The sequence below is a fragment of the Pedobacter sp. MR2016-19 genome (assembly GCF_014947265.1).
In the GTDB taxonomy this organism is placed as follows: domain Bacteria; phylum Bacteroidota; class Bacteroidia; order Sphingobacteriales; family Sphingobacteriaceae; genus Pedobacter.
Genome location: NZ_JADCNK010000009.1, coordinates 59821 through 84325, shown reverse-complemented (window position 1 = coordinate 84325; position 24505 = coordinate 59821). Strand labels below are relative to the sequence as shown.

25 protein-coding genes are annotated in these 24505 nt (G+C 37.6%); 19 read left to right on the top strand and 6 right to left on the bottom strand.

All coding sequences use genetic code 11. The features are described from left to right. Positions 1-50: 50 nt before the first annotated feature. A complete protein-coding gene (locus tag IM793_RS13495; protein WP_193422164.1) occupies positions 51-752 on the bottom strand; it encodes a DUF4397 domain-containing protein in 702 nt (233 codons plus the stop codon). Between the two features lie 272 nt (positions 753-1024). Between IM793_RS13495 and IM793_RS13490 the strand changes: the two genes are divergently transcribed. From IM793_RS13490 to IM793_RS13405, 18 genes are all read left to right on the top strand, one after another. Then, entirely contained in the window at positions 1025-1567 is a 543-nt protein-coding gene (locus IM793_RS13490; RefSeq protein ID WP_193422163.1) for a hypothetical protein, read from the top strand. 364 nt (positions 1568-1931) lie between these two features. Further along, entirely contained in the window at positions 1932-2633 is a 702-nt protein-coding gene (locus IM793_RS13485; protein WP_121287544.1) for a GNAT family N-acetyltransferase, read from the top strand. A 1-nt stretch (position 2634) separates the two neighbouring features. Beyond that, positions 2635-3825: an argininosuccinate synthase gene (argG, locus tag IM793_RS13480; protein ID WP_193422161.1), complete on the top strand. Its 1191-nt coding sequence runs from the start codon at positions 2635-2637 to the stop codon at positions 3823-3825. Between the two features lie 94 nt (positions 3826-3919). After that, positions 3920-4270, top strand: a complete 351-nt coding sequence (locus IM793_RS13475) for a cupin domain-containing protein (RefSeq protein ID WP_193422159.1) — start codon at positions 3920-3922, stop codon at positions 4268-4270. Beyond that, the gene (locus tag IM793_RS13470) at positions 4206-4733 is read left to right on the top strand and encodes an N-acetyltransferase (protein ID WP_193422157.1); all 528 of its coding nucleotides are present in this window, start codon (positions 4206-4208) and stop codon (positions 4731-4733) included. The genes IM793_RS13475 and IM793_RS13470 overlap by 65 nt, the downstream gene beginning before the upstream one ends. 2 nt (positions 4734-4735) lie before the next feature. Continuing rightward, positions 4736-5719, top strand: coding sequence for an N-acetyl-gamma-glutamyl-phosphate reductase (gene argC / locus IM793_RS13465; RefSeq protein ID WP_193422155.1), 984 nt, complete (start codon positions 4736-4738; stop codon positions 5717-5719). 41 nt (positions 5720-5760) lie between these two features. Next, entirely contained in the window at positions 5761-6132 is a 372-nt protein-coding gene (locus IM793_RS13460; RefSeq protein ID WP_183767535.1) for a four helix bundle protein, read from the top strand. A 31-nt stretch (positions 6133-6163) separates the two neighbouring features. Continuing rightward, positions 6164-7294 (top strand): aspartate aminotransferase family protein, encoded by a 1131-nt coding sequence (locus IM793_RS13455; RefSeq protein ID WP_193422153.1) that lies wholly within the window; start codon positions 6164-6166, stop codon positions 7292-7294. Positions 7295-7379: 85 nt separating this feature from the next. After that, the gene (locus tag IM793_RS13450) at positions 7380-8351 is read left to right on the top strand and encodes an acetylornithine carbamoyltransferase (protein WP_193422151.1); all 972 of its coding nucleotides are present in this window, start codon (positions 7380-7382) and stop codon (positions 8349-8351) included. A 94-nt stretch (positions 8352-8445) separates the two neighbouring features. After that, positions 8446-9276: an acetylglutamate kinase gene (argB, locus tag IM793_RS13445; RefSeq protein WP_193422150.1), complete on the top strand. Its 831-nt coding sequence runs from the start codon at positions 8446-8448 to the stop codon at positions 9274-9276. Positions 9277-9703: 427 nt separating this feature from the next. Then, the gene (proC, locus tag IM793_RS13440; RefSeq protein WP_193422149.1) at positions 9704-10516 is read left to right on the top strand and encodes a pyrroline-5-carboxylate reductase; all 813 of its coding nucleotides are present in this window, start codon (positions 9704-9706) and stop codon (positions 10514-10516) included. Positions 10517-10634: 118 nt separating this feature from the next. Continuing rightward, positions 10635-11711 (top strand): M20 family metallo-hydrolase, encoded by a 1077-nt coding sequence (locus IM793_RS13435; protein ID WP_193422148.1) that lies wholly within the window; start codon positions 10635-10637, stop codon positions 11709-11711. A 217-nt stretch (positions 11712-11928) separates the two neighbouring features. Beyond that, positions 11929-13260, top strand: a complete 1332-nt coding sequence (gene argH, locus IM793_RS13430; RefSeq protein ID WP_193422147.1) for an argininosuccinate lyase — start codon at positions 11929-11931, stop codon at positions 13258-13260. A gap of 20 nt (positions 13261-13280) precedes the next feature. After that, positions 13281-13469, top strand: coding sequence for a hypothetical protein (locus tag IM793_RS13425; RefSeq protein ID WP_193422146.1), 189 nt, complete (start codon positions 13281-13283; stop codon positions 13467-13469). Then, positions 13469-13642 (top strand): hypothetical protein, encoded by a 174-nt coding sequence (locus IM793_RS24810; protein WP_227256250.1) that lies wholly within the window; start codon positions 13469-13471, stop codon positions 13640-13642. The genes IM793_RS13425 and IM793_RS24810 overlap by 1 nt, the downstream gene beginning before the upstream one ends. Positions 13643-13907: 265 nt before the next feature. Next, positions 13908-15161, top strand: coding sequence for a pyridoxal phosphate-dependent aminotransferase (locus IM793_RS13415; RefSeq protein WP_193422145.1), 1254 nt, complete (start codon positions 13908-13910; stop codon positions 15159-15161). A 70-nt stretch (positions 15162-15231) separates the two neighbouring features. Further along, positions 15232-16083: a hypothetical protein gene (locus tag IM793_RS13410; protein ID WP_193422143.1), complete on the top strand. Its 852-nt coding sequence runs from the start codon at positions 15232-15234 to the stop codon at positions 16081-16083. Positions 16084-16268: 185 nt separating this feature from the next. After that, entirely contained in the window at positions 16269-16475 is a 207-nt protein-coding gene (locus tag IM793_RS13405; protein ID WP_193422141.1) for a DUF2683 family protein, read from the top strand. Positions 16476-16879: 404 nt separating this feature from the next. On the opposite strand, the gene IM793_RS13400 is transcribed toward IM793_RS13405, so the two are convergent. The 4 genes from IM793_RS13400 to IM793_RS13385 form a co-directional block, all read right to left on the bottom strand. Next, a complete protein-coding gene (locus IM793_RS13400; protein WP_193422139.1) occupies positions 16880-18304 on the bottom strand; it encodes an RtcB family protein in 1425 nt (474 codons plus the stop codon). A 12-nt stretch (positions 18305-18316) separates the two neighbouring features. Further along, positions 18317-19378 (bottom strand): DNA polymerase beta superfamily protein, encoded by a 1062-nt coding sequence (locus tag IM793_RS13395; RefSeq protein WP_193422137.1) that lies wholly within the window; start codon positions 19376-19378, stop codon positions 18317-18319. Then, a complete protein-coding gene (locus tag IM793_RS13390) occupies positions 19368-20129 on the bottom strand; it encodes a nucleotidyltransferase domain-containing protein (RefSeq protein ID WP_193422135.1) in 762 nt (253 codons plus the stop codon). The genes IM793_RS13395 and IM793_RS13390 overlap by 11 nt, the downstream gene beginning before the upstream one ends. A gap of 62 nt (positions 20130-20191) precedes the next feature. Further along, a complete protein-coding gene (locus IM793_RS13385) occupies positions 20192-21289 on the bottom strand; it encodes a slipin family protein (protein ID WP_193422133.1) in 1098 nt (365 codons plus the stop codon). A gap of 1068 nt (positions 21290-22357) precedes the next feature. Between IM793_RS13385 and IM793_RS13380 the strand changes: the two genes are divergently transcribed. Next, positions 22358-23404, top strand: coding sequence for a YafY family protein (locus tag IM793_RS13380; protein WP_193422131.1), 1047 nt, complete (start codon positions 22358-22360; stop codon positions 23402-23404). A 17-nt stretch (positions 23405-23421) separates the two neighbouring features. Here IM793_RS13380 and IM793_RS13375 read toward each other — a convergent pair whose 3' ends face one another. Continuing rightward, a complete protein-coding gene (locus IM793_RS13375) occupies positions 23422-24402 on the bottom strand; it encodes a thiol-activated cytolysin family protein (RefSeq protein WP_193422129.1) in 981 nt (326 codons plus the stop codon). Between the last annotated feature and the right edge of the window lie 103 nt (positions 24403-24505).

Below are 24505 nucleotides of genomic sequence, written 5' to 3'. Positions count from 1 at the left end.
CATATCGAAAATTGCCGTTTTTATGAAGGCGAATACTACAGAAATCATTCTTATTTGATCGGAATAACCTGTAAACTTAGTGGTCGTTCTGTATCATTTGCAGGTGCTACCAAACCACCACAAATAATGTCATAATGATACCCTGCTGTAAAACTGGTACTCTCGGAAGTAGCTTTAACTGCTCCCGATGAAGTTTCTTTTGCATCCAATGTGTAAGTTCCGGCATCTACAGCAACGAAACCGCTTGCATTTTTGTAAGCTTTATTGGTAACCAGCATGGTAGTTGCGCTGGTTTTTGCCAGATCCAGAGCAGGGGCATCAGGCGATAAGTTAATAAAACGGACGTAAGCTTTATCAGTTGATGGAGTGGAAAGATCATCACCAATGGTATAAACATCTAATGCAACAGGTTTATTAATCAAATAAGACGAGTAATAGGTGCTTGCATTCAAAGTAATGGTTTTGGTTAGCAAACTCTCCGCACTGCTGGCCGTTGTAAATTTTAAACTGTAAGCTTCAGCTACGTAGGAAAGATAATTAACAGCGCCTCCAAATGGTAAAGCTGCTGAATTAACCATATTACCGTTAAAGTAAGCATTGTATGTTGCCAAAGATGGTGATGCATTGATTATCCTTAAATAAGAGATGGTAGGATCGGCAGTTTCGGTTTTTTTACATGAAGTTAGTGCTGTGAAAGCAATTAGAACAAATAAAGTGATCGGTTTGAAATGAAATGTGGTAAAATTCTTCATTGGTTTAAATTTTATTTAATATTTAAGGAGTACCCATAAAACGATGGTCAGACCGCATTCGCTACAAGCATGTAAATATTGGATTTAAGCAGCATAGAAGGATGTTAAATGTTGTTAAACAGATGTTAAAATTATTAACGGAATGATGAAGGGGAGATGAAAACAAAAAATGGAATTAACTGTTCATATGGAGTTTACATAAACGTTTAATAATTTTAATGTTAAATAACACTTATAAGTTTAATTTTGATTAACCACTAAACCTTTTAAAAATGATAAAGAACATCTCAAAATTAGCAATCATCTCTGCTGGCGTATTTGCATTTTCTTCTTGCAGCAATTCGTCAAAAGATAAACCGGCGGACACAACCATTACCAAGACAGAAACAACAGTTAGTATTCCGGCAAAAGAAGAAAATGCGCCTGACGGTACTGAATTCACTGTTTCTCCTGATAGCGCAATATTAGGTAAATCAAAAGAGGCCTTAGTTAAGGTTACTTCTGCATCATCTATTGATTTAAAGGATGCAGAAGGCAAAGCTACAGGTGCAGAGTTGACAATTAACTTGCAGGTAACAAATAAAAGCACTTTAGAAGCTAAGAAATTTTTTGCCGTATCGAGCTCTGATGCAAGATTAGAATTGGATAATGGAACTTCAATAACGGGAACAGAGCGTTCAGGAAGTACCAATCCTGAACCTGAAGCATCATCACAAGCGGTATGGTCGTTTCAGCTTCCGCCAAATTCCAGCCCTAAAAAATTAAATTTCTTTTTAGACGGAACAAGGGTTTCAGTCGGCCTATCCAAAAAATAACAGATCCAAGCCCCGAAATTTCGGGGCTTTTTCTTTTCCCGTAATAATTATAAAAGTGTAAAAAAGTTAAAAAATATTGTGTAACTCGATTTTTATTTAAACCTTTGCACCTCAATAGAGTTAAAGCCGTTTTAATACGCAAGAAATGATTAAACAGATTTTACATAAACTTTCAGTTTTCTCAACACAAATGGTGTCTGGGAAAGGTTTGTTTATTAATCATTTTCAACCCGTATTTTATTGTCCCACAAGCCGGCAAAATTTCACTCCACGTATTTAGTACCTACACTAAACGTAACGAGGAATTGATCCTCTCTAAAAACCCAATTAACAAGAATACTTATAATTTTTCGTTAGAAAACGAATGGATATTAACGAATTTATAGTGCAGGTTGCACTTCCTGAACATCGTGTATTTGCAGAAGAAATAGTAACCGAGATGGCCGAATCGGCAAAAGCTCGTGGAACGGGCATTGCTAAGCGTTCGCCTGAATACATTTCCAATAAAATGCAAGAAGGTAAATCGGTTATTGCTTTCAACAAAGATGGTTCATGGGCAGGATTTTGCTATATCGAAACCTGGAGCCACGGCCAGTTTGTAGCCAATAGTGGTTTGGTAGTAAGCCCTAAATACCGTAAAGCCGGATTAGCAAAGGCCATTAAAAATGAAATTTTCGGTTTATCGAGAAAGTTGTATCCCAAGGCAAAAATCTTTGGTTTAACAACTGGTTTAGCGGTAATGAAAATAAATTCAGACCTAGGTTACGAACCAGTAACTTACAGCGAACTTACCCAGGATGAAGAATTTTGGAAAGGCTGCCAGAGCTGCGTAAACTTCGAAATTTTAAAAATGAAGGAACGTAAAAACTGCATGTGTACAGCCATGCTTTACGATCCGGCTGAGAAAAAACACGAAGTAGCCAAACAATTTGCTGAAGAACTGCAAAAGAAACCCAAGTTATACGAGCGCTTTATGCGCATTAAACAACGTTTAGTTGTTAAACCTAAGCCCAAAACAGGCTTAAAAGCCCTTTTATTTTTATTTACCTTTTTATTTAATAAATAGCATGAAAAAAGTTGTTTTAGCATTTAGCGGAGGCTTAGATACCTCATTTTGTTGTATTCACCTTGCACAAGACCGTGGATTAGAAGTTCACTCGGTAATTGTAAATACTGGTGGTTTCTCTGACGAAGAATTGCAGGAAATTGAGAAAAGAGCATATGCTTTGGGCGTAAAATCGCATGCTGTTGTAGATGAAACTGAAAGTTATTATGAAGGTTGTATTAAATACCTGGTTTTTGGTAACGTACTAAAAAATGCAACTTATCCATTATCTGTTAGTGCAGAGCGCGTAAGTCAGGCTACTGCAATTGCCAACTACGTGAAAAAAATCGGTGCAGATTATGTGGCTCACGGAAGTACCGGTGCAGGTAACGACCAGGTACGTTTCGATATGATTTTCAATATCCTTATTCCAGAGGTTGAAATCATTACGCCAATCAGAGATTTAAAATTATCCCGCGAAGCGGAAATTGAATATTTAGCACAACATGGTGTAGAATATAGTGCTGAAAAAGCAAGATACTCGATCAATAAAGGTTTATGGGGAACTTCAGTAGGAGGAAAGGAAACTTTAACTTCCCACGAAACATTGCCGGAAAGCGCCTGGCCAACCCAGGTTTCAGAAACGGAACCGCGTAAAGTTGAATTGACTTTCGAAAAAGGTGAACTGGTAGCGATTGATGGTGAAACATTAGCGCCTGTAAGGGCAATTCAAAAATTACAGGCCATTGCTCAGCCTTTTGGCATTGGCCGTGATATCCACGTGGGTGATACCATCATTGGTATTAAAGGTCGCGTAGGTTTTGAGGCTGCTGGTCCTATTATCATTATCAAAGCACACCATACGTTAGAAAAACATACCTTAACCAAATGGCAGTTAAGCTGGAAAGAACAATTATCATCTTTCTATGGCAACTGGTTGCACGAAGGTCAGTTTCACGATCCGATTATGCGGAATATTGAGGCTTTTTTAGCTGATACCCAGAAATTTGTGAGCGGTAAAGTGTTTGTTGAATTGTTGCCATACCGTTTCCAGATTATTGGTATTGAATCTAACCACGATTTAATGAGCAATAAATTTGGTAGCTACGGTGAAATGAACAATGCCTGGAGCGGAGAAGACGTTAAAGGTTTCTCTAAAATATTTGGTAACCAGGTAATGATCTGGCACAAGGTGAATGGCGAAGAAGCCTAGTTTTATGTAAGATGTATGATGTATGATGGAAGAGGTAAAATGTAAATCCATATCCTCTCTTGATACTTGGTACTAACTACTTGATACTTAAAAAATGAGCGAAATCCTTTCAAAAGAAAATTGTTTAAGCCACTATAAATGGGGCGATAATTGTGATGGATGGAATTTTGTAAGCAAGCCAGATGCCGCAATTAAACAAGAATTAATGCCGCCTCAAACTGCTGAGAAATTACATTTTCATAGCTATGCAGAACAATTTTTCTTCATATTGAAAGGGCAGGCTACATTTTTAATTGAAGGTGAAACATTTACTGTTGATGCCAACAAAGGTTTACAGATTAAACCCGGTGACAAACATAAAATTATAAACAACGGGTTAGATGACCTGGAATTTATTCTTTTTTCCTATCCATCAACCCAAGACGACAGAACTGATTGTGAATAATATAACGATAAAACAAATAGGATTAACAGAAGCCCATCTTGTAGTTGGCCTGTTTAACCAGTATCGCATGTTTTATAGGCAGTTTTCGGATATCGGAATGGCTAAAGCTTTCATTGATGAACGTTTGGAACATAACGAATCGGTCATTTTTGTGGCGATAGACGTGGATACTAAAAAACCAGCGGGTTTCACGCAGTTATACCCGAAATTCTCGTCGGTAAAATTAAGTAAAAACTGGATTCTGAACGATCTGTATGTTGATGAGGTTTACCGCAAGCATGGAATCGGCGAAAAATTGATTAAAACCGCCAGGGAGTTTGCCAAAACCACTGGTGCTACATTTATACAACTGGAAACTGCTGTAGATAATTACACCGCACAGCACTTATACGAAAACATAGGCTTTGAAAAACAAGGCAATGACGAAGAATTTTTTCTTTATAAAATAGCATTAAACTCATAGAGATGAATAAAATTAAAGCAGGAATAATTGGCGGAGCGGGTTACACTGGCGGCGAAATGCTGCGCATTTTGGTTAACCATCCAAATGTTGAAATTGCTTTCGTAAATAGTACCAGTAACGCCGGAAACCTGATCTCAGATGTACATACTGATCTGATCGGTGATACAGATTTAAAATTTGTAAGCGATATTCCACAAGATATTGACGTATTATTTTTATGCGTTGGCCATGGTGATGCTAAGAAATTTTTGGCTGCTAACCCAATCAACGAAAGCATTAAAATTATAGATTTATCTCAGGACTTTAGGTTACATGAAAAAGCTAAATTCGAAAACCGCGAATTTGTTTATGGATTGCCAGAACTGAACCATGATAAAATTAAAGCAGCTAAAAATATTGCAAACCCGGGTTGTTTTGCAACTTGTATCCAATTGGGCTTGTTGCCATTGGCCGCTAAAGGCTTGATTCGAAATGAGGTTCACATCAATGCTACTACCGGATCTACCGGTGCGGGACAGAGTTTATCTACTACTTCGCACTTTAGCTGGAGAAATAATAACCTTTCCATTTATAAAGCTTTTGAGCATCAGCATTTAAACGAAATCAGCGAGAGTTTGTTGCAGTTGCAACCCTCACTATCTGAAGCTTTAAATTTTATCCCACAGCGTGGTGCATTTACCAGAGGTATTTTAGCTGCCATGTACCTGGAAAGTGATTTAAGTTTAGAAGAAGCTCAAGCCATTTACGAAGATTATTACAGCACGCATCCTTTTACGCATGTTAGCCGAAAAAATATCGATTTAAAACAGGTGGTTAATACCAATAAAGCCTTGGTTCATGTAGAAAAACATGATGGCAAATTATTTATCATCAGCATTATTGATAACCTGTTAAAAGGTGCCAGCGGACAAGCGGTTCAGAATATGAACTTAATGTTCGGCTTAGATGAAACAGCGGGACTTAAGTTAAAAGCCGCGAATTTTTAATGAAGGTAAAGGGTGTAGGGTTTAAGGCGTAAGGTAAAACAATGAGAGATTACAAAAAACTTGACGTTTGGAAAAAAGCACATGAGTTGAATATGTTCATCAAAAAGAATATTGCGACTCAATTTCCAAAAGAAGAGCGATTTGAGCTAACCTCACAACTTACCCGAGCTTCCTTATCCATTCCTTTGAATATTGTTGAGGGATGCGGAAGATTTACAGATAAAGATTTTGCGCATTTTCTTGATAATGCTTTAGGTTCTGCCAACGAGATAGATTATTGTTGTTTATGTGCTTCTGAATTAAAGTATATAAGTGAAGATGATTATTTAAAAGTGAACCAATCAATTAACGAAGTTAGGGCTATGCTAATTTCATTTTTAAAATTTTTGAGAAGTGGAGGGAAAAAACCTTAAACCCTACACCTCAAACCTTATACCTCAAAAAATGCAACTATTCGACGTTTACCCACTTAATGATATAGAAATTACTAAAGCAGCCGGCAGCAATGTTTGGGATGCCAATGAGCAAAAATATTTAGATTTATATGGCGGTCATGCCGTGATTTCAATTGGTCATACCCATCCGCACTATGTAAGCCGTTTAACTGAGCAGTTGAACAAAGTTGGATTTTACTCTAATTCGGTGAAAATTCCTTTACAGGTTCAACTTGCTGAGAAACTGGGCGAAGTATCAGGCAAAAAAGATTTCCAATTGTTCCTATGTAATTCCGGAGCCGAAGCAAATGAAAACGCTTTAAAACTGGCTTCATTTTATAACGGAAGAAAAAAGGTAATTGCTTTTACAGGCGCTTTCCACGGACGTACCTCTTTAGCGGTTGCCGTAACCGATAATCCTAAAATTGTAGCACCGGTTAATCAGACCGAAAATGTAATCTTTTTGCCTTTCAATAATGAAGTCGCTTTAGAAGAAACTTTCAAATCACAGGGTAATGATATTTCAGCGATAATTATTGAAGGTATCCAAGGTGTTGGCGGCATTAAAGAAGCCTCTAAAAGTTTCTTGCAAAAAATACGTTCGCTTTGTGATGAATATAATGCAGTTTATATTGCTGATAGTGTGCAGTGCGGTTACGGACGTACAGGCTCGTTTTACTCGCATGATTACTCAGGTGTAGAAGCAGATGTGTATACCATGGCAAAAGGAATGGGTAATGGATTTCCGGTAGCAGGAATCTCAATTGCGCCAAAATTTAAACCTTGGCATGGAGAGCTAGGTACAACTTTTGGTGGTAACCATTTAGCTTGCGCTGCGGCTTTAGCTGTTTTGGAAGTGATGGAAAAAGATAACCTGATCAAAAATGCTGAAGAAGTTGGGAACTATCTCATCACTGAATTAAAGAAATTTGAGCAGGTGAAAGAAGTTCGTGGCCGTGGCTTAATGATTGGTATCGAATTGCCAGAAGAACTTGCCCATGTTAAAAAGGAACTTTTGTTTAAGCATTTTATTTTTACCGGGGAGGCAAAACCCAATGTAATCCGTTTATTGCCGGCATTAAATTTAACGAAAGTGCATGCTGACGAGTTTTTAACAGCTTTTAAACAATTGGTAAAATAAATACTGTGTATCTGGTCGATCGTCATGCTGATCCGATAGCTATCGGATCAGCATGACGATCGGGATAAATTAATTTATATTAAAAATGAAACTTTTCACTTCCGTACACGATGTTCCAAGCATCAAACAGTTTGTAAATGATGCACTTGCATTAAAAGCAAATCCTTACGCGTACCAAAATTTAGGCAAGAACAAAACCTTAGGTTTGGTCTTTATGAACCCTAGTTTACGTACCCGCTTAAGTACCCAAAAAGCGGCCTTAAACTTAGGTATGAATGTGATGGTAATGAACATGGATAAAGAAGGTTGGGCATTAGAAACGCAGGATGGAGTGGTAATGAATGGTTCTACCGTTGAGCATATTCGTGAAGCTGCTGCGGTAATGGGTCAGTATTGCGATATTTTGGGCTTGCGTTCTTTTCCAAAACTGAATAACCGTGAAGAGGATTATAGCGAAGATTTCTTCAATAAATTTGTGAAATATTGTGCAGTACCTGTGGTGAGTTTAGAAAGCGCAACACGTCACCCTTTACAAAGCTTCGCCGATATTATTACCATTCACGAAACCTGGACAAAGAAACCCGATGGCCGAAAACCTAAGGTAGTTTTAGCCTGGGCACCCCACGTTAAGGCATTACCTCAGGCGGTGCCAAATTCTTTTGCAGAGTGGATGTGCAAAGCCCAGGCAGAAGGTATGATCGATTTTACAATCGCACAGCCAGAAGGTTATGAACTTTCGGAAGATTTTACACCAAATGCCGATATTCAATATAATTTAGAAGAAGCTTTGGCTGGAGCGGATTACGTGTATGTGAAAAACTGGAGTAGTTATAAAGAGTACGGAAAAGTATTAACTTATCCTGATGGCTGGATGATGAATAATGAAAAATTAAAATTCACAAATGATGCTAAAGTGATGCACTGTTTGCCGGTTCGTCGTGATTTAGAATTATCATCAGAGATTTTGGACGGACCAAACTCCTTAGTAATACATGAAGCCGGAAACCGTTTATGGGCAGCACAGGCGGTGATTAAATCAATGTTGGAGAAATTATAAGTGATGTCCCTCTGCCTGGGTTTGTGTCCTCATGAACCGAAATTATTAACTATTAACAGGTTCGTGGAGACACGAACCATGGTAAGACTAAATTATGAAACAACTCACAATCATAAAAATCGGTGGAAATGTAATCGATAACTCAGAAAACCTTCATCAGTTTTTGCTGGATTTTACTGCATTGCCGGGAGATAAAATCCTGGTTCATGGTGGTGGTAAAATTGCAACTGAATTAGGCGAATCGCTCGGCATTGAAGCAAAGATGGTTGAGGGTAGAAGAATTACCGATATTGAAACATTGCGGATTGTGACCATGGTTTATGCCGGACTGATCAATAAAAATATGGTTGCCCAACTACAGGCCAAGGGTAGTAATGCTATTGGTTTAAGCGGAGCTGATGGTAATGTGATCAAAGCAAAAAAACGGCCGGTTAGTACCAAAACTTATGGTGCAGATGCTGGACCAATGGCAGGAGCCGTAATTGATTACGGCTTTGTGGGCGATTTGGATGAAAATTCTGTTTCTTCAACAACTTTAGATAGTTTGCTGAAGGCCGGATTGGTTCCTGTTTTATGTGCCATTACACACGACGGTGCTACACAGCTTTTAAATACCAATGCTGATACTATTGCATCTTCTGTTGCGGTGGCCATGTCTGCTTTATATGAAACACGTTTGGTATATTGCTTTGAGAAAAAAGGTGTACTTAAAGATGTGAATGATGACGGTTCTGTAGTGAGAGAAATCAAAGCTAATGAGTTTGAAGGTTTAAAAGCAGATGGAACGGTGCAGGGTGGAATGATCCCCAAATTACATAACGCTTTTGAAGCAATTAAAAAAGGAGTTTCAGCAGTATACATCGGTAAAGCAGATGAACTTTCTGAACTTGCAGAAGGCACATTTGGAACCAAGATGCTGAAGTAAAGGGAGAAGGCAGGAAGGTTGATGGCGGAAGGTTTTGGCGAGTGGCATAAACTTAATGCTTAAAAAAAATTACCACTAGGACACAAAGGCACTAAGTTTATTTATAATTCTTTAGTTTTCGCTTTCTGGTAATAGATTATATAGGCATTTAGAGGGGGGGAGAAACCAATTAACCACGGCTTTTGCCAGCTAAACCTGATAGAAACGGAAATACTTTTTGTGTTCAAAACGAGAAAGATTGCCACGTTGTTCCTCCTCGCAATGACGATAAATGGTTGGAATGGCTGAAGTTAAAAAAGATTGAAGTGGATAGCAGGACTGAACATCAATAGAATTACTGAAATTGCTTTTCAAAAACCGAAGAAAGAAATATAAATCTGTGTAATCAAGTAATCTGTGCAATCAAACCGCAGGAAAATTAGTAATCATGACAAAAAAAATAGCCATAATTGGTAGCGGAAATATTGGTTTATCTTTAGCAAAAGGTCTGGTGAAGGCCGACTTTGCTCAGGCAGGCGACATTACGCTTACCCGTAGAAATACCGATCATTTAAAATCATTTGCAGAAGCTGGTTTTAATATCAGCAATAACAATAAACAAGCGGTTGTTGATGCTGATGTTGTAATTTTAGCCGTTCTACCCCAACAATTAAATACGGTTTTAGATGAAATCCAGGCTTCAATTATTCCAGCTAAACATCTGGTTATTTCGGTAATTTCGGGTGTAAGTTGCGCTGCAGTTAGAGAAAAATTGGGCGAAAATGTTGAAGTGATTCGTGTAATGCCGAATACGGCAATTGCCATCGGGCAATCCATGACCTGTATGGCCAGCGATAATGCTTCAGCAGAGCACATTGCAGATGTGACGAAAATGTTTGAAACGGTTGGTTCTGTTGTTAAAATTAATGAAGATTTAATGACTTCTGCAACGGCATTATGCGCTTGTGGGATCGCGTTTTTCTTAAGGGCAATCAGAGCAGCATCGCAAGGTGGCGTTGAAATTGGTTTCCATGCCGATGAGGCTTTGAAAATGGCCGTTCAAACGGCTAAAGGAGCAGCCGATTTGCTTTTATTGCACGGAACACACCCGGAATCAGAAATAGATAAGGTAACTTCGCCGAAAGGTTGCACCATTGCCGGTTTAAACGAAATGGAACACAATGGTTTTAGTTCTTCCTTAATAAAGGGTATTAAACTTTCAGCTTTAAAAGCAGGAAATTTATACACTAAAGAAGGTTAGAGGTGTAAGGTTTAGGGCATAAGGTCTTAATCGCAAACATAAAATTGAAAGCAAAATAAAAGGTAGAAAGTTTAAAGATGAGGTTATTCATGATACTTGCTACCAATTACTTGATACTATGTTACTAGAAAATATACAAAAAGAAAGCCTGGATTTATTGCGACAGTTGATCCGCATCCAGTCTTTCAGTAAAGAAGAAGATAGGACGGCGAATTTAATTGCCCAGTTTTTGGAGGAGAGAGGGGTTAAGACCCAGCGTAAAATGAACAATGTTTGGGCTTACAACAAACATTTCGATGCAGCTAAACCAACTTTACTTTTAAACTCTCATCATGATACGGTTAAGCCAAATTCTGGTTATACCCGCGATCCTTATGATGCGGCAATTGAAGGAGACAAACTGTTTGGTTTGGGCAGTAACGATGCAGGTGGTTGTTTAGTTTCGCTAATTGGTACGTTTTTATATTACTACGAACAGGAAAATTTAAAATATAATATCTGTTTAGCCGCAACAGCGGAAGAAGAGATTTCGGGTAATAATGGTTTGGAACTGGTGCTGCCCGATTTAGGCGAACTGGAATTTGGCATAGTAGGCGAACCAACAGAAATGAATTTAGCCATTGCTGAACGGGGTTTGCTGGTCTTGGACTGTGTATCGCATGGAAAAGCCGGTCATGCTGCCCGTGAAGAAGGAGAAAATGCCATTTACAAAGCATTAAAAGATATTGAGTGGTTCAGAAATTATCAGTTTCCTAAAGTATCTGAGGTTTTTGGTCCGTTGAAGATGACGGTAACGATTATCAATGCAGGTTCGCAGCATAATGTTGTACCTGCAAACTGTACTTTCACAGTTGATGTACGTGTAACTGATGCTTACACCAACGAAGAAGTTTTAGAGATTATCCGGGCAAATGTTGATTGCGACGTTACCCCGCGTTCTATCCGTTTAAAACCATCGTCGATTGATAAAAACCATCCGGTTGTTCAGGCTGGTGTTGCATTGGGAAGAACCACTTATGGTTCACCAACTACATCCGATCAAGCTTTGTTGGATATTCCTTCAGTAAAATGTGGACCGGGTTTTTCTGGCCGCTCGCACATGGCTGATGAGTTTTTATATGTACGCGAAGTAGCTGAAGGTGTAGAAGGATATATAAATATGCTCAAGCCGGTTATTCAAGGTTTAGGGTTTTAAGGTTGAGGGTTTTAAGGTTGAGGGCGGAAGGTTCGGATGTTTAACTTAAAAGCCCCTTTATTTTTTAAAAGATTCAAAAACCTTTGCTTAGTGTATTTGTGGTAAAAATAGCCTTGTGTTCTCTGTGAAAAACTCCGTGAACGCTGTGGTAAAATTATAAAATAGCTTTGTGTGCTTTGCGAAAAACTTAGCGCCCTTCGCGGTTAAATAGATTATAATGAAAATTTGGCAAAAAAATATAGATGTTAATCAGTTTGTAGAAAGTTTTACGGTAGGAAAAGACCGCGAACTGGATTTGCAAATGGCAAAATTTGATGTTTTGGGCTCTTTAGCACATACCCAAATGCTCGAAACCATAAATTTGCTAACTGCTGAGGAATTGAAAACTGTTCAACAAGAGTTGAAAAATATTTACGCTGAAGTTGAAGCTGGAAATTTTACCATCGAAGACAGTGTAGAAGATGTACACTCGCAGGTAGAATGGCTGCTTACCCAACGCATTGGCGAAGCGGGCAAAAAAATTCACAGTGGCCGTTCGCGTAATGATCAGGTTTTGGTTGATTTAAAATTGTTCTTCAGGGCTTGTATTGAAGATATGGTTAACCAAACTTCAACTTTGTTCAATCAATTGATCGAACTGAGCAATACGCATAAAGACAAATTAGTGCCAGGTTATACGCATTTACAGATTGCGATGCCATCATCTTTCGGTTTGTGGTTTGGTGCCTATGCAGAAAGCCTTGCCGATGATATGGAACTGATGCTTGCCGCCTGGAAAATCACCAATAAAAATCCCTTGGGTTCTGCAGCTGGTTATGGCTCATCATTTCCTTTAAACAGAACTTTAACAACCGAATTATTGGGCTTTGAAAGTTTAAACTACAATGTGGTTTATGCACAGATGGGCCGTGGTAAAACCGAAAGGATTTTGGCTCAGGCCATGAGTGCTGTGGCCGCAACGCTGGCTAAAATGGCCATGGATGTTTGTTTATTCATCAACCAGAATTTTGGCTTCATCAGTTTTCCGGCAGAACTAACCACAGGTTCGAGCATTATGCCGCACAAAAAAAATCCGGATGTTTTCGAGCTGATCCGTTCGCGTTGTAATAAAATTCAGGCTTTGCCAAATGAAATAGCCATGATGATTACCAATTTACCGTCGGGTTATCACCGCGATTTACAACTGTTAAAAGAAAATTTGTTCCCGGCGATTACTTCTTTAAACGAATGTCTGGAAATTGCCACTTTTATGTTCCAGAACATCACCATCAAGGATGATATTTTGAAAGATAAAAAATATGACTACCTGTTTAGCGTTGAAGTGGTGAACGACCTGGCGCTACAAGGTGTTCCATTCAGAGAGGCTTATAAAATTGTTGGCGAACAGATAGAAAATGGTACTTTTGCACCTTCTGGCCAGATACATCATACACACGAAGGAAGCATCGGCAACCTTTGTAACGAGCAGATTACTGCAGCAATGCACGATGTTTTATCGCAATTTGGTTTCGCAAAGGTGAATAAAGCAATAGAAGATTTGGTTAAATAAATTTTGCTAATTTTGTAATTATGACAACTTTAACAATAGAAATTAAGGATAAGGACGCAGGTTTCGTAAAAGAGTTCTTGAGCAAGATTGGTGCTAAAGTTAAATCGGAACCAGCAAGTCAGATTACTTCTGAAATTGCTCAGGCTTTAAAAGAAATTAAGGAAATGCAGCAAGGAAAACGTAAGCCTTTAAGCCTAAAAGATATTTAATGGCTAATGAATTTATTTATTCAGACGTTTTTATCAAAAAAGCCAAAGTCTATAAAAAGAAATATATCTCTTTAGTAGACGATCTCTACGAACTAGAAGAAAAACTTTTGGAAAATCCTGAACAGGGAAATGATCTGGGCGCAGGGCTGTACAAAATCAGGCTAGCCGTATAAAAGTAAGGGTAAAGGCAAAAGTGGTGGATTTAGGATAATAACTTATCTAGTTTCAAATATGGCAGATGGCGTCATTATCAATATGCTTACCCTATATGATAAATCAGAAGAAAGTACTATTGATAAAAAAGAACTTCAGAAAATAATTAAAGCATTATAAATCTCCTAATAGCAGTTTTAATATACATGAAACCATCATGATTTCCACAAGGAATAATTTACAAATCATGATCGTTTCATCACCAGATAAATAAACTATAAACAAATGAAAGTTTCAGTATTGGCCAGTTCATTAATCGGCTCAGAAATTATAAAAATTGGAAACGAGGTTAACGAAATGAAACGCAAAGGCGCTTCAATCGCCAACTTAACCATCGGCGATTTTGATGCAAATATTTATCCGATCCCAACCGAATTAAAGGCTGGAATCGTTGATGCATACAATGCCAACCAAACTAATTATCCACCAGCTGACGGAGTTTTGCCTTTACGCGAAACGGTGTCAGAATTATTGAAGGATAGATTTGGATTGGAGTACAGCACCAATAGCATTTTAGTTTCTGGTGGTTCGCGCCCTTTAATTTATGCTACTTATCTGGCGTTGGTTGATCCGGGAGATACCGTGGTTTTCCCTGCTCCATCCTGGAACAACAATCATTATTCTCATTTAACATCTGCTAAAACCATCGCAGTAGAAACCGATGCTGCGCATAATTTTATGCCAACAGCTGCGCAATTGAAACCGCATTTAAAGGGAGCAACTTTATTGGCTTTATGTTCGCCATTAAATCCAACCGGAACCATGTTCGATGCAGATTCGCTGGCTGAAATCTGTGATGCTGTATTAGAAGAAAATGCTTCACGGGGTGCCGACGAAAAGCCATTGTACATGATGTACGATCAGATTTATTCGCTTTTAACTTTCGGAAAAGAGCATGTAAATCCAGTTTCTTTGCGCCCGGAAATGAGACCATTTACCGTTTTTGTTGATGGCAGTTCGAAATGTTTAGCGGCAACCGGTGTGCGTGTAGGATGGGGTTTTGGTCCGGAAGATATTATCAATAGAATGAAAGCTTTGGTTGGCCACATGGGGGCCTGGGCGCCAAAAGCCGAGCAAGTGGCCATGTCTAATTATTTTAACGATAAAGCGCAGGTTGATACTTTCTTAACTAGTTTTAAAGGTCAAATTCAAGATAGCTTAAATGCACTGTATAATGGTTTTAACGAATTAAAAGCGGAGGGTTTTAATGTTGATGCTGTTGAGCCAATGGGCGCTATTTATCTGACTATTAAAATCGATTATATCGGAAAGACTACTGAAGATGGTCAAGTTTTAAAAGACAGTGCAGATGTGAATTTCTATCTGATTAAAGAAGCTGGGGCAGCTTTAGTTCCATTCTCTGCATTTGGGAATGAAGATAGTATGCCTTGGTTCAGGGCATCAGTAGGGGCTTGTACTTTACAAGATATTAAAGATATGTTGCCAAGGATTAAAAAAGCATTAAGCAAGTTAAAATAGATAAAATTGGACACCCATTCAAACAATTGCGGGAGATGGGTGTTCAAATAAAAATCTCATTTTACGCTTTATGGAACCCAAATACACGCCTCAAGGATACGCTTCCCCATCAGCTATTCTTACCTCACTTGCCATCGGTATTTTGGCATCTTTTATTCTGCCTCTTTTTTATATTATTCTTGGCAGGCTGATTCCCAATATTTGGTTCATCGCTATTATCGCTGTGTTTTTGGGAATGGGATTGGGTTTTAGTATTGATATTGGTGTCAGAATCGGAAAGCTCAGGAATAAAAAGATCGTTACCATCATTGCTATCTTCTGTGGACTATTCGCCTTTTATATTCAATGGGTATTCTTCGATACTTTAGCCTACAGTAATAAGGGTTTTACCTTTAACCTGGATAGTGCAGATTTAAAGATTTTGGCTTCTGATTTCTTTTTCCTTTTTACCCATCCTAATATTTTGATTCAGGAAATTATTAATCTGAATAAAATAGGTACATTTCGCATCGAAAGTACAGGTACCATTAGTGGCGTATTGTTGTGGATTATTTGGGCTGGAGAGTTTGTCGTTATTCTTGGGGGCGCCATTTTTGCCGTTCTCAATGATCAGGCAAGCATGCCATACTCGGAAATAAATGACCAGTGGATGAAAAGGCGTAAAATCCATAACCGTATTCCTGTAGTTGTAAATAAAGAAGAGATTTTAAATGAGCTTGGTAAAAGAGATTTTACGGTCTTGAATGATCATCCTTCCTTGCATAGTGAAACAAATTATGCAGAAGTAATTATTTTCGAATCAACAGGAGATTCGACAAAGTATATCAATATAATTAACGTGACCAACCTAACCGGTAAACCAAAAGATAAAAAAGTGAAAAATGTAGTTAAATATTATCCGCTTCAGAATGCGAATATTTAAACAAGGCTATTTCAGGTCAAAACCATAATTCTCAAACAGAATTAAATTTCAGTCTTTTTCTTTTTTATCAAAAATGACTTTGAGACAGCATAATTTATTTTGAATCCTCTGACAGCGACTATTTAAGTTCGATACGTTTATTTAATAATCTTTAAATTTGTATATTAGTTTAAAATCACATTGATATGGAAACTTACCTTGTACGCCCGGATAAAATACAAGAAAAGGCTTTAAAGGCATTTCTTAAAGCTTTTGATGTTCCTTATGAAATAAAAAAGAACGATGCCTTGCCTGAGCATGTTAAGTCAGGAATAAGGCAAGGACAAGATGATATCAAAGCAGGAAAAAGCTTTTCTTTAGCAGAATTTAAAGAGAAAATCTCTACAATCTAATGGCGCCCCTGCCTGTAGTCATATCAGAAACAGCATTAAAAACTTTTGAGTCAATATGTGCTCAGATAAATGAAAGACTAGGGGCAAAAAGTATTAAGTGATTTTAAAAAGAATACCATTAAAACATTGGAGTTAATTGGCAATTCGCCATTCATCTATAAAGAGACTGAATTTGATCCTAATATCCGACAAGGATTAATTAAAAAGCTTTCTTCTGTATTTTATGAGGTTAAACCCGATAGAATTGAAGTTCTTTTCTTTTGGGACAATAGGCAAGAACCAATGTTCTTCTAAATTTTTATTTAAAATAAGACAAAAACCTCGCAGGTTTTAAAACCAACGAGGTTAAATTAGAATTTTGACTAAGGACTAAGGACTAAGGACTAAGGACTAAGGACTCCAAACTAATCCTCCCTGCTTCCATCATCAGCCATCCTTACCATTTTAGGCTCAAATTTCGCCACAACATCAACAAGTTCAGTTTGTGCGGCCATTACTTGGTGGATGTCTTTATAAGCCATTGGTGCCTCATCTAAGCCGGCTCCAATTAAAGTAACATTATGATCTTTTAAAATGGCTTTCATATCCGATTTCGTAATCGATTGAATCGCTTTTGTTCGGCTCATTTGTCTCCCCGCACCATGTGATGCTGAATTGATTGCATTCATTTCGCCTTTTCCCCTAACCAGAAATCCTGGTGCGGTCATACTCCCTGGAATAATCCCCATTACGCCTTTACCAGCTGGTGTAGCACCTTTACGGTGAACAATCACTTCTTCGCCATCAAGCATTTCTTTCCAGGCAAAATTATGATGGTTTTCTACTTTGGCCAAAACTTTAGCACCAATGGCTTTAGTCAACCTTTTATGGATCACTTCATGACAGGCAGAAGCATAATCACCGGCTAAATTCATGGCAATCCAATACTCTTGTCCTTCTGCAGAATTTAAATCCAAATAAGCCAGGTTTGCAGCCTCTTTAGGAAGTTTACAGATATCTTTTGCCAGTTTGGTATAATGTCCTGCAACAGTCGCACCAAATCCACGGGAACCAGAGTGGGTTAATAAAGCCACATAACGGCCCTTATCAATATTTAAAATCTCATCGCGTTCAGCAAAATCAATAATTCCCCATTCTACAAAGTGGTTACCCCCGCCAGAGGTTCCCAATTGAGCCCAGGCTTTTCCGTGTAAGTTTTTAAGAAAAGGAGTGGAATTGAAAGCTTCGTTTTCTAAAACATCATGGTCTGCTTTTTCAGTTCCTTTATAGTTTTGTCCTGCACCAAATTTCGTAAAAGCAATCAATTCTCGTTTGTACATTGCATCCTTCCCGAAATAATGTTTCTCTGGAATATCGAAAATACTCAAAGCCATTCGGCAACCGATATCTACTCCAACACCGTAGGGGATAATCGCATTTCTGGTAGCCAATACGCCGCCGATGGGCAAACCATAACCTTGGTGGGCATCAGGCATTAATGCACCTGCTACCGTAACCGGTAATTTCATGGCAATATCCATTTGGTTTCTTGCGCCTTCTTCAATGTAATCAGGGCCAAATACCGCGTAGGGTTTCACATGGTTTACCAGTTTGATAGTTTCATCTTTTGGTGCATTGGTTTCTTCAATCACAGCAGTAGCAAGTGGGTTTAATACTTCGTCATCCAAAAAACTTTCCGGATAATCTTTTACTTTTTTAAATAAGGCCAATAATTCTTTTTCTTCAATATCCGCAAAATTTTCTTTCACGATAGCTAAAGCCAGGCCTACTATTTTTCCTTCGGTATAACCTATTTCGATCAGGTTATTGCCTGTTATGTTGTTGTTCATTGTTTTGTTTTTTTAATTGGCATAAAGTGCTCCTCGCATTTCTACAAGTAAACATTCAATTTGTCGCTCATCTGGTTTATCCTGAAGTTTACTTGTAAACGTTTCTTGCTCAATTTGTAGCATCAGTTTTTCTGCCATTTTTAATACTTCATCATAATCAAAATCTCCTCTTTTTATCGAAAGAAGTTCATCTCTGTTTTGTCGTTTCACAGTAAGTTTTCCATCACGCACAATTTCTAGTGCCACTTGCAAAAGCCTTATGGTATGCATCATGTTTTTCGCGTCATAATCTTTGCCATGTGTCTTATTTAACTTATAGCGTTCTTCATTCCGCTTTTCTACCCATTCCCAATATTCGTTATGTTCCTTGCAATAGGAGGAATAACTATCCTGATTGAAAAACAAATACCCAATTTCTTTTTCTCCGTTAGGTATAGAGGATACTGATACATCACTAGCCGTCTCCTTATTTGCAATCCCTTTGTAGCCAAATTTATTTTCTGCATCATAAAATAGTGCATAAAGGTTTTTCGCATTTGGAATTTTCGATAAGCCGCAATCCGCTTTAGAAATATTGTGTTTTTTAAGCCATGTATTCGCTTTAACCGATGAATAATTCTCTGTAATGAAACAAAAATCCAAGACCGTTTTTCTCGTTTTTGGCATTGGATTTAAAATTTTTTTATTAAGTCCTTTTGCTTTTCTGATCTGTGTTAAAGCATATCCACCAAAGGTATCTTTGCATAGTTTCGACAAAATCATATCGATATTTAGTCTATTCATTATGGGATGCTTATATAAAATGCATTGTTCTGGAGTAGCTAAAATTTCCACAATATTCGGGTTGTTCTTGATCAATAACTCAACAAACCGACCGATTTCATAATATACTTCGTCGTTGCTTTCATTGCTGATTTGAGGGATATATCTCAATCCAAAAAACATGTCTTTTGGCATATAATATATTCCTTTAATATCAGTGTCTGACTGTGGCGTATCCAATCCGTAAGCTTTGCTACCGCTTAAACATTCAAACAAAAGTAGGTTCTGATCCTTTAAATCTTTAATCGTCATAACGGCTTATTGTATTTCTAAAAAAGGTATCGAGCATTTCGGTATCAAAACTTTCTTTTGGCAGATCTTTAGCCCCTTCAGTACAGCTTTTAAATTCATCATCAATATAACTGCGCAAGTTGGGGTCTATTTGGATGATAAATCCCTCTGCAGAAGTAGATTTTAGTACAATCAGATCTTTAACCGATGATTGAAGATACTCTGGCATTAAGGTTAAAAGTGGACCAATGGTCATTGGAGCAATCGCATTTTTCTCTAAACACCACTTTGCCGAAAGTAAAGGTCGCAGCACATAAAAAAGTTTTTTGATCTTAATTTCGTCACCATTTATTATCGTATCCAATGCACTATGTGCTATTCCTAAATAATGATTAATATTCGTTTTTCTATAAAAATAAGACTGGCACAATGTCCATAGTTCGTTTCTAAAATCATCTTGTTCTCCGTATATAATAGGCGATTGCAGCCATTCGAAAGGAGTAGTGTTCGATTTCCGGATAAGTTTAAGTACCTTTTTTATATCCCAACCGTAAATATCAAGTTCGTCGTTGATCGGAAAACCCAATTGATCATCCTTTTCTGAAACAGAAAGATAGTAGTTAAGCGGGCGAACATAAATAAAGCGAACATCAAAATCGCTGTCTGGTGATGGAAATTCCCATCCGCGACTTCCCGATTCGCAGGCAAATAATATTTTGATATCATTTGATCGTTCGATTTCTGCAAGCCTGTTTATTATGGTAGTTTTCATTTCATTCTTAATTAATCCCCGGCAGGCAACATTCACCTAACCGAGGGGTTTCTAAATTTAATTTATTTTACGAAGATCTGTTTCAATTGATCTACAATTTGTCCACTGCCCGATAAGCTGATGTTATTGATTTTCTCCGCGATTTTCTCCACGTATTCCATCTCTTTCAACTTATACAACATGTTATTGTCTTCCATCAATTTAGCAGTATTCAGCAAACTTCTGGTCGAGGCCGTTTCTTCTCTTCGGGTAATGATATTGGCTTGTGCCCTTTTTTCGGCAACTAAAACCTGGTTCATAATCTCCTTAACGTCACCAGGTAAAACAATATCTTTAACACCACAGTTCGTTAATTTTACACCTAAGTTTTCAACCTTATCCAAAGTGATGGCCATTACCATTTCTGCAATTTTTTCTTTGCTTTCCATCAATTCGTCAAAAGTCATAAGGCCAATAGATTCTCTTAATGCCAATTGCATGGTGATATACAATTGTTTTTCGAATTCTTTGTTCTCCAATAAGGCTTTGATGATGTCATCAACTTTATATTGAGTGCTGAAATTCACCCTCAATTGTGCTTTATCCTTTGTTAAGATTTCTTGTCCGATAATCTCCATATTTAATTGCCTCATATCGGTTTTCAAAACTTGAATGGTGGTACTGTTTTTCCAGTAAACATAGTTTCCGGCTTCCAATACGCTTTCAAATTTACCATCGATAAATAACAAGGCCTTTTCGAAAGATTCTACCTTATAGGCTCTGATGTAATTTAATAATGGCGCTTTCTCTAATAAATTTTTATCAATGTTTTCATCAATTTTGATGTTACTGATGTCTACCTTAACGAAGGTATATTCTGATAAACCTTTCCAGATGGAATGTCTGCCAGCGGTTAAAACAGATTTAAAGTTTTTGTTTTGGTAAACCAAGACCAATTCGTTGTCGGCAACGCTTACTAAGTGAATCAAATTCACAAAGTCTGCATTTTCCAGCAAAATATCCAATTCGGCAATTGAGTAATAGTACTCTTTAGCCATATCGTACAATGTCATGCTTTCGCCAAAACCTAACCAGTAAGTTCCTGCGGTTAAAACGTTTTTTAATTTTCCTTTTTTAAACACCAATCCAACATAATTGGTGTTAATGGTTACTCTTTTCATGTTTTATGGTTTTAGTTCCACCTAAATCCTTTCCTAAAAGGGAGGACTTAAATGAGTATGTTTAATTATTTATTCTTTCAAAAGCGTTGCACAAGAACATTTACCTGTTTTTTGCGGAAGTAAAAGTTTATCAAGCTTTGTTGAAAAATGAAAGGAGGCTTGTCTTATCGGTTTTATACTCCCTTGGAGCATTTTTCCTTCTCGATTTAACCCGTTTGATTTTTAAATCTCTTCTTGTTGCACTGATTCTCACTGAGCAAATGCAGATTTGCTTTTTGGATTTCTAAAAATCATAAAGCCAAATGCGGTTGCACAACGCTTATTCTGGTGGGCGGTTTGAAAAGTTACCCTTCTTTTTAGATGGATCCTAAGTCCATTGCATTACCATTTTGCTATTCCAAGTGATATTTGGAAGCAGGATTCGAACCTGCATTTTGGTGTTGTTATTCTACCCCTGAATTATTCCGATTGCTCGGAAGTGGGATTCGAACCCACGACACACAACGTGTTTAGACAGTCTATCATAATTCTTGTCAGCATATTCTACGCAAATTGCCCGAATACTTTGGGGCTATTTTGAAACCCACAACAATGGATAAGTTTTATTTAGTATTGCCATTCCGATTATTCATCGGAATTTCTTTATATATACTGATTTACCTAAACTATTTAATTGCCGCCGTTAATCCTGTTCCGCATATCCGGAACAGGGGCTTCATGTTTTGCTGTTCTAATTGATCAGCATGGCGGAGAGCGCGTATTATTGAAACAGTTTAATTGTATTGTAAATCAGTTATTTATTATTAATATTTTTCAAAGAACTTTATTATCGACTGGCGACATTACAAAGATGCCACTACCACTACGCGGCTGATTTGCGTAGTAAAATTTATTTTGCCTTGAATGGATCAATTGTTTGATAATTAGGGCGATAAATTTAATTTTTCCATTATATTATTTCTTTTATCCTCCAATTACGCAGTTGTATTGCGTAGATGATAAATGCTTTGCTATATTTAGTTAAGTTTTCCGATCAGATTTTTAGCTTGAAACTCAAATTGATTAAAAATGGCAGTAAATAAATTAGCACTTATCCGGTATAAAACCATCGACGATTGTTTGAAAAACCGTTTTCGTAAATGGACGTTGGAGGACCTTATAGAAAAGGTGTCCACAACCCTCTACGAACTCGAAGGCATTACCTCAGGAGTAAGCAAGCGGACCATCCAGGCGGATATCCAACTGATGCGAAGCGATAAGTTGGGCTACAATGCACCAATAGTAGTGAAGGATAAACGCTTTTATGCTTACGAGGATGCTGGTTTCAGTATTACCAAAGCGCCGATCAATAACGCTGATGTAGATAAGATGAAAGAAATTGTTGGTGTACTGAAACAATTTAATGCTTTTAATTATTTCGACGAAATGAGCGATATGATTGCCCGTTTGGAAAATAACCTTTATAAATCAACCAAACAAAGCGGTAATAACATCCAGTTGGAGAGTAATAAGTTGGTAAAAGGATTGGAATGTATTCCACCACTTTACCAGGCAGTTTTAAATAAACGTTCGTTATTGATTGAATATAAATCGTTCAAGGCGCAACAATCGCAACAGGGGATTTATTTTCCGTATCTGTTAAAAGAGTACAGAAACAGATGGTTTTTGATCTGTAAAGCAAAAAAAAGATCAGGAATCTTAAACTTAGCTCTAGATCGAATCATAGAATTTCAGGAACTGCCCAATGAAGAATTCATTGCTTACAGAGGGGTAGATTTCGACCGCTATTACGATGATTTAATCGGGGTAACCAAAAATGAAAGCGACCGGGCTCAAAAGGTCATCCTGGAATTTACCAATGACCATGCGCCTTATGTGGTTACCAAGCCTTTACATTCTTCGCAGGTGGTGTTAAGTAAAAACGACAAAACAACAACGTTTAGGATTGATGTGGTTTTGAACTACGAACTGGAGCGTGAAATTCTGGGCTTTGGTGAGTGTGTTAAGGTGCTTTCCCCAAGATTGTTGATTTCGAAAATTAAAAGAAGATTGGCGCAAACTTATAAGCAATACGCAATGAAAGAAAGTACAAATGCCGAAATATTGAACCCCTAAGATTCGGACATTAACCGTTAATTAATAATGTTAACCGTAATCTGATGTTTAAACAAGGTAAAATCCTTCACCGAGTGTAATGAATAAGATACGGGATAAGCAATAGCTGTATTGTTAAATGCCTCAAATTCCTGCACCAGTGCTTTGATCTCGTTCAGATTTTTAGCAATCCTGATAAAAGACTTTTCGCTTCCTCCCCTGGCATAAAAAGTAACTTTTGCTGTGCTTAAAGATTGAATTTGTGCGGATGTTAACTCCTGTTTTAAAAGCACGGCTTTTAGTGCAGTTTTCAATGCGGCAAAATCGGCATCGGCTTCTGCTAAAATCAAGGTGTTATTGCCATATACAACACTATTAATGTAATACGCATTGTTTGTTTCATTAATTTTGGCTGCATCTTCTACAGATAACAATTCTGTTTTACCGGGAAGGTTCATATCAAGCGAAAATTTCCCATTATTGGAGAAAAAATAAGTAGCATGCTTTTTGGCGATCCTGGTGGATGTAGTGATTCCGATTTTTTCAAAGATTGCTTTTACATCTTCATTGTTTGAAAGGAAGTATTTTACTACATTATAATCCTTAAATTCTTGTTCCGAATAAGCCTGGCTTTCAGAGGTATTTTTGAAGACCAGATTTTTTGTATAAGCAGAAATCTTTTCGGCAGACGGAATATCGTTAAAGAATTTGTTTGCCGTGCCAGTAATTGAGGTTGATGCCGTTATGGGTAATTGAGTATATTTATCTTTTAGGGAAACGAATTGAAGATCGTTCCCGTTTTTTTTGATGTTAAATATTGCCCCGGGAAATATCTGTGCTACATTACTGTCATCAACAATAAAAGAATTGAACTCCCAGGTTAAACTTTCTGTTTTGTCTATTTCGGTAGGGATGACAGGATCGGGAACAGGAGCAGGAATTGTATCGTTAGTTTTCTTACAGGAAACAGCAAATAAAAGCATAGATACAGCCAAAAAGTAATTTATTTTATTTTTCATCAAGCTAAGTGTAAACGCCCGAATCTACACAGTTTTTAGGTTCGGGAAGTTGTTTTTAGGTTATGATTGTGTTGCCATTGCGTAAACAAATAAACCTCGCAGG

Coding starts and splice junctions, on each gene's coding strand:
- IM793_RS13495 (WP_193422164.1), bottom strand. CDS start 752: ATGAAGAATTTTACCACATTTCATTTCAAACCGATCACTTTATTTGTT.
- IM793_RS13490 (WP_193422163.1), top strand. CDS start 1,025: ATGATAAAGAACATCTCAAAATTAGCAATCATCTCTGCTGGCGTATTT.
- IM793_RS13485 (WP_121287544.1), top strand. CDS start 1,932: ATGGATATTAACGAATTTATAGTGCAGGTTGCACTTCCTGAACATCGT.
- argG (WP_193422161.1), top strand. CDS start 2,635: ATGAAAAAAGTTGTTTTAGCATTTAGCGGAGGCTTAGATACCTCATTT.
- IM793_RS13475 (WP_193422159.1), top strand. CDS start 3,920: ATGAGCGAAATCCTTTCAAAAGAAAATTGTTTAAGCCACTATAAATGG.
- IM793_RS13470 (WP_193422157.1), top strand. CDS start 4,206: ATGACCTGGAATTTATTCTTTTTTCCTATCCATCAACCCAAGACGACA.
- argC (WP_193422155.1), top strand. CDS start 4,736: ATGAATAAAATTAAAGCAGGAATAATTGGCGGAGCGGGTTACACTGGC.
- IM793_RS13460 (WP_183767535.1), top strand. CDS start 5,761: ATGAGAGATTACAAAAAACTTGACGTTTGGAAAAAAGCACATGAGTTG.
- IM793_RS13455 (WP_193422153.1), top strand. CDS start 6,164: ATGCAACTATTCGACGTTTACCCACTTAATGATATAGAAATTACTAAA.
- IM793_RS13450 (WP_193422151.1), top strand. CDS start 7,380: ATGAAACTTTTCACTTCCGTACACGATGTTCCAAGCATCAAACAGTTT.
- argB (WP_193422150.1), top strand. CDS start 8,446: ATGAAACAACTCACAATCATAAAAATCGGTGGAAATGTAATCGATAAC.
- proC (WP_193422149.1), top strand. CDS start 9,704: ATGACAAAAAAAATAGCCATAATTGGTAGCGGAAATATTGGTTTATCT.
- IM793_RS13435 (WP_193422148.1), top strand. CDS start 10,635: ATGTTACTAGAAAATATACAAAAAGAAAGCCTGGATTTATTGCGACAG.
- argH (WP_193422147.1), top strand. CDS start 11,929: ATGAAAATTTGGCAAAAAAATATAGATGTTAATCAGTTTGTAGAAAGT.
- IM793_RS13425 (WP_193422146.1), top strand. CDS start 13,281: ATGACAACTTTAACAATAGAAATTAAGGATAAGGACGCAGGTTTCGTA.
- IM793_RS24810 (WP_227256250.1), top strand. CDS start 13,469: ATGGCTAATGAATTTATTTATTCAGACGTTTTTATCAAAAAAGCCAAA.
- IM793_RS13415 (WP_193422145.1), top strand. CDS start 13,908: ATGAAAGTTTCAGTATTGGCCAGTTCATTAATCGGCTCAGAAATTATA.
- IM793_RS13410 (WP_193422143.1), top strand. CDS start 15,232: ATGGAACCCAAATACACGCCTCAAGGATACGCTTCCCCATCAGCTATT.
- IM793_RS13405 (WP_193422141.1), top strand. CDS start 16,269: ATGGAAACTTACCTTGTACGCCCGGATAAAATACAAGAAAAGGCTTTA.
- IM793_RS13400 (WP_193422139.1), bottom strand. CDS start 18,304: ATGAACAACAACATAACAGGCAATAACCTGATCGAAATAGGTTATACC.
- IM793_RS13395 (WP_193422137.1), bottom strand. CDS start 19,378: ATGACGATTAAAGATTTAAAGGATCAGAACCTACTTTTGTTTGAATGT.
- IM793_RS13390 (WP_193422135.1), bottom strand. CDS start 20,129: ATGAAAACTACCATAATAAACAGGCTTGCAGAAATCGAACGATCAAAT.
- IM793_RS13385 (WP_193422133.1), bottom strand. CDS start 21,289: ATGAAAAGAGTAACCATTAACACCAATTATGTTGGATTGGTGTTTAAA.
- IM793_RS13380 (WP_193422131.1), top strand. CDS start 22,358: ATGGCAGTAAATAAATTAGCACTTATCCGGTATAAAACCATCGACGAT.
- IM793_RS13375 (WP_193422129.1), bottom strand. CDS start 24,402: ATGAAAAATAAAATAAATTACTTTTTGGCTGTATCTATGCTTTTATTT.